The organism is Lentzea sp. NPDC055074, from assembly GCF_053608005.1.
In genome coordinates this window covers 113,139-119,138 of record NZ_JBSGUQ010000027.1, presented here as the reverse complement: position 1 = coordinate 119,138, position 6,000 = coordinate 113,139, and the positions used below count along the sequence as shown (strand labels likewise).

Below are 6,000 nucleotides of genomic sequence, written 5' to 3'. Positions count from 1 at the left end.
TGGGGGGGTGGGTTGGGCGTTGGGTTCCAATAACACGCCGAGCAATTTGTGTCCCACAGTCAGGAAGGGGTGTCAACTCGACGAAAAGCGTGTCGAGTTGACACCCCTTCCTGACTGCAGCAAGAGCTGTGGCGCGACTCGTGATGGGACCCCACCGCCCAGAGCGTCTGCTAAAGACGGCTCGCCTTCGGCTTCGCGATGAGTGGGCCTGGCCGTGAGCTTGTGCTCGGACTGCTCGCCTTCGGCATCGTCTGCGCCATGGCCCTAGCCTTGCCACTGTCCAAGCATGGACACCTAGGTCCGAAGCGCCCAACCGCTGACAAGCAGAAGGCCCCGACGGTGGAGCACCGTCGAGGCCCTCGCTCTAGCCAACCAGGTCCTAGGCGACCGCGATCTCCACCGCGTGCACCCCAGGGCCGGACGCGGACACGTCGGCCTGGCCGTTGCCCGTCCGGTGCAGTGCGCGGACGGTCCAGCTGCCCGGTGCCGCGAAGAAGCGGAAGTCGCCCTCCGGCGAGGTCACGACCTCGGCGGTGAACTCGCCGGTCGAGTCGAGCAGGCGGACGAACGCGCCGCCCACCGGAGTGCCGTCGGAGACGACCTTGCCCTCGAGCACGGTTTCGGTCGTGCCCACGTCGATCGTGCCGCCCTGGGTGGGGGCGCCGCAGCCGTTGGACATGGAATCAGGCCTCCTTGCCGGAACCGAGTTCGATCGGCACGCCGATCAGCGAGCCGTACTCCGTCCAAGAACCGTCGTAGTTCTTGACGTCTTCGTGGCCGAGCAGTTCGCGCAGGGCGAACCAGGTGTGCGACGAGCGCTCGCCGATGCGGCAGTACGCGATCGTCTTGCGGCTGCCGTCGAAGCCCGCCTCGGCGTAGAGGGCGCGGAGCTCCTCGTCCGACTTGAAGGTGCCGTCCTCGTTGGCCGCCTTGGACCACGGGACGTTCACCGCGGACGGGATGTGGCCGCCGCGCTGCGCCTGCTCCTGCGGGAGGTGGGCCGGGGCGAGCAGCTTGCCGGAGAACTCGTCGGGGGAGCGCACGTCGACGAGGTTCTTGTTGCCGATGGCCTCGACGACCTCGTCGCGGAACGCGCGGATGGAGAGGTCCTGCTCCTGGGCGGAGTAGGAGGTGGCCTCGCGGGTGACCTCCTCCTTGTCCAGGGGGCGGCCGTCGAGCTCCCACTTCTTGCGGCCACCGTCGAGCAGCTTGACGTTGGTGTGGCCGTAGAGCTTGAAGTACCAGTACGCGTAGGCCGCGAACCAGTTGTTGTTGCCGCCGTAGAGGATGACGGTGTCGTCGTTGGAGATGCCCTTGGCCGAGAGCAGCTTCTCGAAGCCTTCGCGGTCGATGAAGTCGCGGCGGACCGGGTCCTGCAGCTCCGTCTTCCAGTCGATCCGGACGGCGCCGGGGATGTGGCCGCCTTCGTACGCGGTGGTGTCCTCGTCGACCTCCGCGAACACGACGCCGGGCGCCTGGAGGTTTTCCTCGGACCAGGCGGCCGAGACCAGCACGTTCTCACGGCTCATGGGACGTTTCTCCTGTAGTAGTGCGTGTCGTTATTGCGGTCGAGCGAGGGCAGGTACGTACCTGCGCAGAACGAGGTACATCTCGCACCCGAGGCACAGGCCCAGTGCCGCGTTCAGCAGTGCTGCCACCAGGGCGAAGCCGGTGGCGACCATGCCGAGCGTGGTGAGGCCGGTGGCGTAACCGAGGGTGCCGATCAGAGCGAAGACGAAGCCGACTCCCTGGGCGAAGCGCAGCGGGGCCGCTTCCTCGCGTTCGGTGGTCGGGGTCAAGCGCGGCTGGATCGCGTAGCGGTAGACGTGACCCCACGGGTTCAACTTCAGCGAGATGAACGCGCACATCGCGAAGAGCACCGTCTGGGCGGCGAGGAGACGCCACCAGCCGGTCAGCAACACGATCGCGAGGATGACGGTGGTCATCCAGGCGGAGAAGCGCGGTCCGCGCGGGTCTACAGGGGAGTCTTTGGGCACGACGACCTCCGGGCAAACGGACGAGGGGATTCAGTCCGGCAGAGGTGGCTGATGGGCGTCAAGCAGCCCAGTTCAGCTCGTCGTGCGACACAGGCTGCTGCGCACGCGGCACAGATCAACCGCGCGTCGCTTCGTGAGCAGCAAGGTCATGGCAGCGAGGGTAGCCCGCAATCCCTCGGTGCGGGAGGTATGTCCACTTGATGGAACAACGCAGGTTCACCCGACCGGATTAGGGCAAATGCGGGCGCAACGCGTCCAGCAGAGAGTCGCGTTTCGGTACGCCGCCGACCCGCAACACCTCGGTGCCGTCGGCGGTCAGGGCGAGCGTCGTCGGGGTGCGCATGACGCCCAGCGACGCGGCGACGTCCGGGAGGTTCGTGACGTCGAGCTCGGCGTGCGTGAGGCCGTCCGTGCGGTCGGCCAGGTCGCGCAGGATCACCTTCGCGTGCCGGCACGGCGCGCAGAACGTGGTGGAGAGCTGCACCAGCGTCACCCCCGGCGCGAGCAGGTCGCGCACGGGAGCGGGCAGGTCGGCGGAAGGCTGTGGGGAACGAGACGAGATGCGGCCCTCGCGGACCTTGAGCAGCACACCGATCGCACCGGCCACGGCCAGCGCGCCCAGCAGCGCCCACACACCTGTCATCGTTGGACCAACGGTACATCCGCGATCTCGCCGGACAGCTTGAACGAACCGCTCTCCACCTCGACGGCGGTGGGCGTCGCACCGAACGGCAGCGTGCCCGGGTCGATCTTGATCGCGAGCGCCTGGCGCAGCTGCGGGATGATCTGCTTGAGCGACGCGTCGTCGAGCTCGATGTCGTCGATGTTGATCTGGATGGAACCGCTGACCAGCGCGATCTGGCCGTACGCGGTGAGCGTAATGACCTTGCCGGCGACGTTGGTCTGGCCGGAGAGCTTCACCGCGGCCGTGGTCTTGGGCGCCTTCGGGTCGACCGGTGCCTGCGTGGCGACGCGGTTGTCCGGCTCGATCGAGAGCTTGTCGAACGGCGTCACCTGGTTCGCCAGCCGGTTCAGGTCGAGCGCCTTGATCCGGACGCTGCCCTTGACGGTGTCGATGGTCGCCTTGGAGACGTTGCCCGCCAACAGGTCCGCGAGCTCGACGCGGGTGTGCAGCAGGTCCGCCTCGACGTCGAGGTCGCGCAGGTCGACGCCCTGCTGCTCGTTGCGGATCGGCACGCCGTACGCGCGGATCTCCACGTGCTTGTAGTCACCGCGCAGCGCCTGCAGGGTGAACGGGAACCCGTTGATGCGCACCGACGGGTCCTCGCTGAGCTGCAGCTTCTCCCGCATCCGCTGGGCGATCTGGTACTCGCCGGCCGCCGCCAGGGCGAAGTCGGCCGCCACGAGCAGCACGCCCAGCACGATGACCGTGATGATGAGGAACTTCCCGCGACGGGACTTCTTCTTTCGCGGCCGTGCAGGGGTTTGCGCAGTCATCCCTCGTCCTCGACGTTAACGGCGATCCATGCCGCCACCCGGTCTACCAGTTCTGGAGTCGCGGCCGATTCCGCGTGCCGCATGCCGGGCTCGATCCACAACTCGGCATGTCCTGAGGACGCGCGGTGCAACGACCTGGCGTGCTCCACTGAGAAATAGTGGTCCAGGTCACCGTGCACGATCAGCAGTGGGGTCGGCGTGATGCGTCCGACCACCTCGAGCGGACTCTCCGGCGCTTGTACCCAGCTGCTGCCGAGCCGAACCCCGAGCGCGCGTGCGGCGAGCTTGCCGTGCGGCTGCTCCAGCAACCAGTGCACCCGGCGCATGGGAGCGGTCTCGCGCGACCACCACCGGGCGGGCCCGCTGACGGACACCACGGCGTCCGGCCGGGTCTCCCCCAGCGCGGCGTGCCGCAGCACGATCGACGCGCCCATCGAGAAGCCGATGGTGGCGACCTTCGAGTAGCCCAGCGAAAGAGCCGTCCGGACGGCCGCCTCCACGTCGTGGATCTCGTCCGCGCCGACCGTGGAGCGCCCTTCTGAGCGTCCGTGGCCGCGGAAGTCGAACGCGACGACGCCGGCGCGACGGGCCAGCCGGGCGAGCACGCGGGCCACGTGCGGGCGCCGCACGTTGTTCGTGAACCCATGTCCCACAACGAAAGCGAGGTCGCTTTCACCCTTGTGGTGGACGCCGTGCAAGCGCACCCCGTCGTGTGACGTGGATGTAACAGGCATGACGCCTGTGGAAACAAATGTGAGCACGGCTTCTTGACCTGGGACTTTCTGGGGCTGCACCGGTAGTCTCTCCGTCATCCGCAGGCAACGGGGCCCGGTCACCGTACGCCGCTGGTCTGGTCGAGGTGACCTGACCACGGCCGATTTGGAGGGCACCCCGATGAGCATCGACGTGCTGCTGCTGACGACAGACCCCGACCCGGAGGCCGTGCTTCCTGCTCTGGCTCTGCTCCCTCACGCCGTCCGCCCGCTCCGTCCCGAGGTGTCCGCGCTCCTCGAAGCCGGACCCCACGACATCGTGCTGGTCGACGCCCGCACGGACCTGGTCGGCGCCCGGTCGCTGTGCCGCCTGCTCGACTCGTCCGGCGTGGACGTGCCCGTCGTGGCCGTCGTCACCGAGGGCGGTCTGGTCGCGGTCAACTCCGACTGGTCCGTCGACGAGATCCTGCTGCCGAACTCCGGCCCCGCCGAGGTCGACGCCCGCCTGCGACTCGTTCGCTCGCGCCGCGGCACCACGGCCCCCGGTGGCGACGGCGCGATCCAGCTCGGCGACCTCGTGATCGACGAGGCCACCTACACCGCGCGCCTCAAGGGCCGCCCGCTCGACCTCACCTACAAGGAGTTCGAGCTGCTCAAGTACCTCGCGCAGCACGCGGGCCGGGTCTTCACCCGCGCGCAGCTGCTGCAGGAGGTCTGGGGCTACGACTTCTTCGGCGGCACCCGCACGGTCGACGTCCACGTGCGACGGCTGCGCGCCAAGCTCGGCCCCGAGCACGAGGCGCTCATCGGCACGGTCCGCAACGTGGGCTACAAGTTCGTCCGCCCGCCGCGCCCCGGTTCGTCGCGCCGCCCGGCCGACGTCGCCGAGGTGGAGATCGACGACTCCGCCCGTGTCCTGGATGAGCGTTTGATCGCGCGGTAGGTTCGCCGGTGTGGCGCAACTGAGCTGGTTCGAGGAGCTGACGGCCGACCAGGCCGCCGAGGTGACGGGTCTGCTGGAGGCTGCCCAGGGCACCGACGGCGTGGCCCCGGTCGGTGAGGCCGTACGGCTGCGGATGCGCCCCGGCGCGACCGGCAGCAGGCATCTCCTCGCGCACCTGGACGGCGAACTGGCCGGGTACGCGCACGTCGACCTGATCGGTGACTCCGGTGGCAACAAGGTCGCCGAGCTCGCCGTGCACCCGAAGCACCGCCATCAGGGCGTGGGCGAGGCGCTGGTGAAGGCGCTTCCGCAGGAGTCGCTGCGGATCTGGGCGCACGGCGGCCATCCGGACGCCGAGAAGCTCGCCGGGAAGCTCGGCTTCCGCAAGGTGCGCGAGCTGCTGCGGATGCGGCTGCGCGTCGAGAACGACCTGCCCGAGCCCAAGCTCCCCGAGGGCGTCACGATCCGGTCGTTCGTCGCGGGCAAGGACGAGGCCGCGGTCGTCTACGTGAACCACCGCGCGTTCGACTGGCACCCGGAGCAGGGCGCGATGTCCATCGAGGACGTCCGCGCCAAGGAAGAAGAGCCCTGGTTCGACCCCGAGGGCTTCCTGCTGGCGTTCGACGCCGACGACAACCTGGCGGGCTTCCACTGGACGAAGGTCCACACGCCGGAGCTGGGCGAGGTCTACGTCGTGGGCGTCGACCCGGACCGCCAGGGCGGTGGCCTGGGCAAGGCGCTGACCCTGGCCGGCCTGCGTCACCTGCGGGAACAGGGCGTCAAGCAGGTCATGCTCTACGTCGAGTCGGACAACGCGGCGGCGGTCCGCGTCTACACGAAGCTCGGCTTCACCCTTTGGGACGCCGACGTCCAGTACGCGCGGTAGTCA

General features: G+C 68.7%; 9 protein-coding genes. 2 read left to right on the top strand and 7 right to left on the bottom strand.

Annotation, left to right across the window (positions count from 1 at the left end):
• Nucleotides 1-379: 379 nt before the first annotated feature.
• The 7 genes from ACWF7A_RS40470 to ACWF7A_RS40440 form a co-directional block, all read right to left on the bottom strand.
• Nucleotides 380-679: a DUF1416 domain-containing protein gene (locus tag ACWF7A_RS40470; protein WP_452255789.1), complete on the bottom strand. Its 300-nt coding sequence runs from the start codon at nt 677-679 to the stop codon at nt 380-382.
• 4 nt (nt 680-683) lie between these two features.
• Nucleotides 684-1,529: a sulfurtransferase gene (locus ACWF7A_RS40465; protein WP_452255788.1), complete on the bottom strand. Its 846-nt coding sequence runs from the start codon at nt 1,527-1,529 to the stop codon at nt 684-686.
• Nucleotides 1,530-1,559: 30 nt separating this feature from the next.
• The gene (locus tag ACWF7A_RS40460) at nt 1,560-1,997 is read right to left on the bottom strand and encodes a DUF4395 domain-containing protein (protein ID WP_382435413.1); all 438 of its coding nucleotides are present in this window, start codon (nt 1,995-1,997) and stop codon (nt 1,560-1,562) included.
• Between the two features lie 72 nt (nt 1,998-2,069).
• On the bottom strand, nt 2,070-2,147 hold the full coding sequence (locus tag ACWF7A_RS40455) for a putative leader peptide (RefSeq protein WP_373294250.1): 78 nt from the start codon (nt 2,145-2,147) through the stop codon (nt 2,070-2,072).
• 79 nt (nt 2,148-2,226) lie between these two features.
• Nucleotides 2,227-2,640, bottom strand: a complete 414-nt coding sequence (locus ACWF7A_RS40450) for a thioredoxin family protein (protein WP_452255787.1) — start codon at nt 2,638-2,640, stop codon at nt 2,227-2,229.
• On the bottom strand, nt 2,637-3,455 hold the full coding sequence (locus ACWF7A_RS40445; protein WP_452255786.1) for an LmeA family phospholipid-binding protein: 819 nt from the start codon (nt 3,453-3,455) through the stop codon (nt 2,637-2,639). Before ACWF7A_RS40445 ends, ACWF7A_RS40450 begins: the two co-directional genes overlap by 4 nt.
• Nucleotides 3,452-4,108 (bottom strand): alpha/beta hydrolase, encoded by a 657-nt coding sequence (locus tag ACWF7A_RS40440; RefSeq protein WP_452255785.1) that lies wholly within the window; start codon nt 4,106-4,108, stop codon nt 3,452-3,454. Before ACWF7A_RS40440 ends, ACWF7A_RS40445 begins: the two co-directional genes overlap by 4 nt.
• A gap of 241 nt (nt 4,109-4,349) precedes the next feature.
• On the opposite strand from ACWF7A_RS40440, the gene ACWF7A_RS40435 reads away from it, so the two are divergent.
• Nucleotides 4,350-5,111, top strand: coding sequence for a winged helix-turn-helix domain-containing protein (locus ACWF7A_RS40435; protein WP_452255784.1), 762 nt, complete (start codon nt 4,350-4,352; stop codon nt 5,109-5,111).
• A gap of 10 nt (nt 5,112-5,121) precedes the next feature.
• Nucleotides 5,122-5,997 carry a mycothiol synthase gene (gene mshD / locus ACWF7A_RS40430; protein ID WP_452255783.1) on the top strand — a complete coding sequence of 292 codons (876 nt, stop codon included), beginning with the start codon at nt 5,122-5,124 and terminating at the stop codon, nt 5,995-5,997.
• Nucleotides 5,998-6,000 lie beyond the last annotated feature (3 nt).

What these genes read in the sequence shown, in the direction of transcription:
- ACWF7A_RS40455 (WP_373294250.1), bottom strand. Translation starts at nt 2,147, where the DNA reads ATGACCTTGCTGCTCACGAAGCGACGCGCGGTTGATCTGTGCCGCGTG.
- ACWF7A_RS40470 (WP_452255789.1), bottom strand. Translation starts at nt 679, where the DNA reads ATGTCCAACGGCTGCGGCGCCCCCACCCAGGGCGGCACGATCGACGTG.
- ACWF7A_RS40450 (WP_452255787.1), bottom strand. Translation starts at nt 2,640, where the DNA reads ATGACAGGTGTGTGGGCGCTGCTGGGCGCGCTGGCCGTGGCCGGTGCG.
- ACWF7A_RS40445 (WP_452255786.1), bottom strand. Translation starts at nt 3,455, where the DNA reads ATGACTGCGCAAACCCCTGCACGGCCGCGAAAGAAGAAGTCCCGTCGC.
- ACWF7A_RS40435 (WP_452255784.1), top strand. Translation starts at nt 4,350, where the DNA reads ATGAGCATCGACGTGCTGCTGCTGACGACAGACCCCGACCCGGAGGCC.
- ACWF7A_RS40465 (WP_452255788.1), bottom strand. Translation starts at nt 1,529, where the DNA reads ATGAGCCGTGAGAACGTGCTGGTCTCGGCCGCCTGGTCCGAGGAAAAC.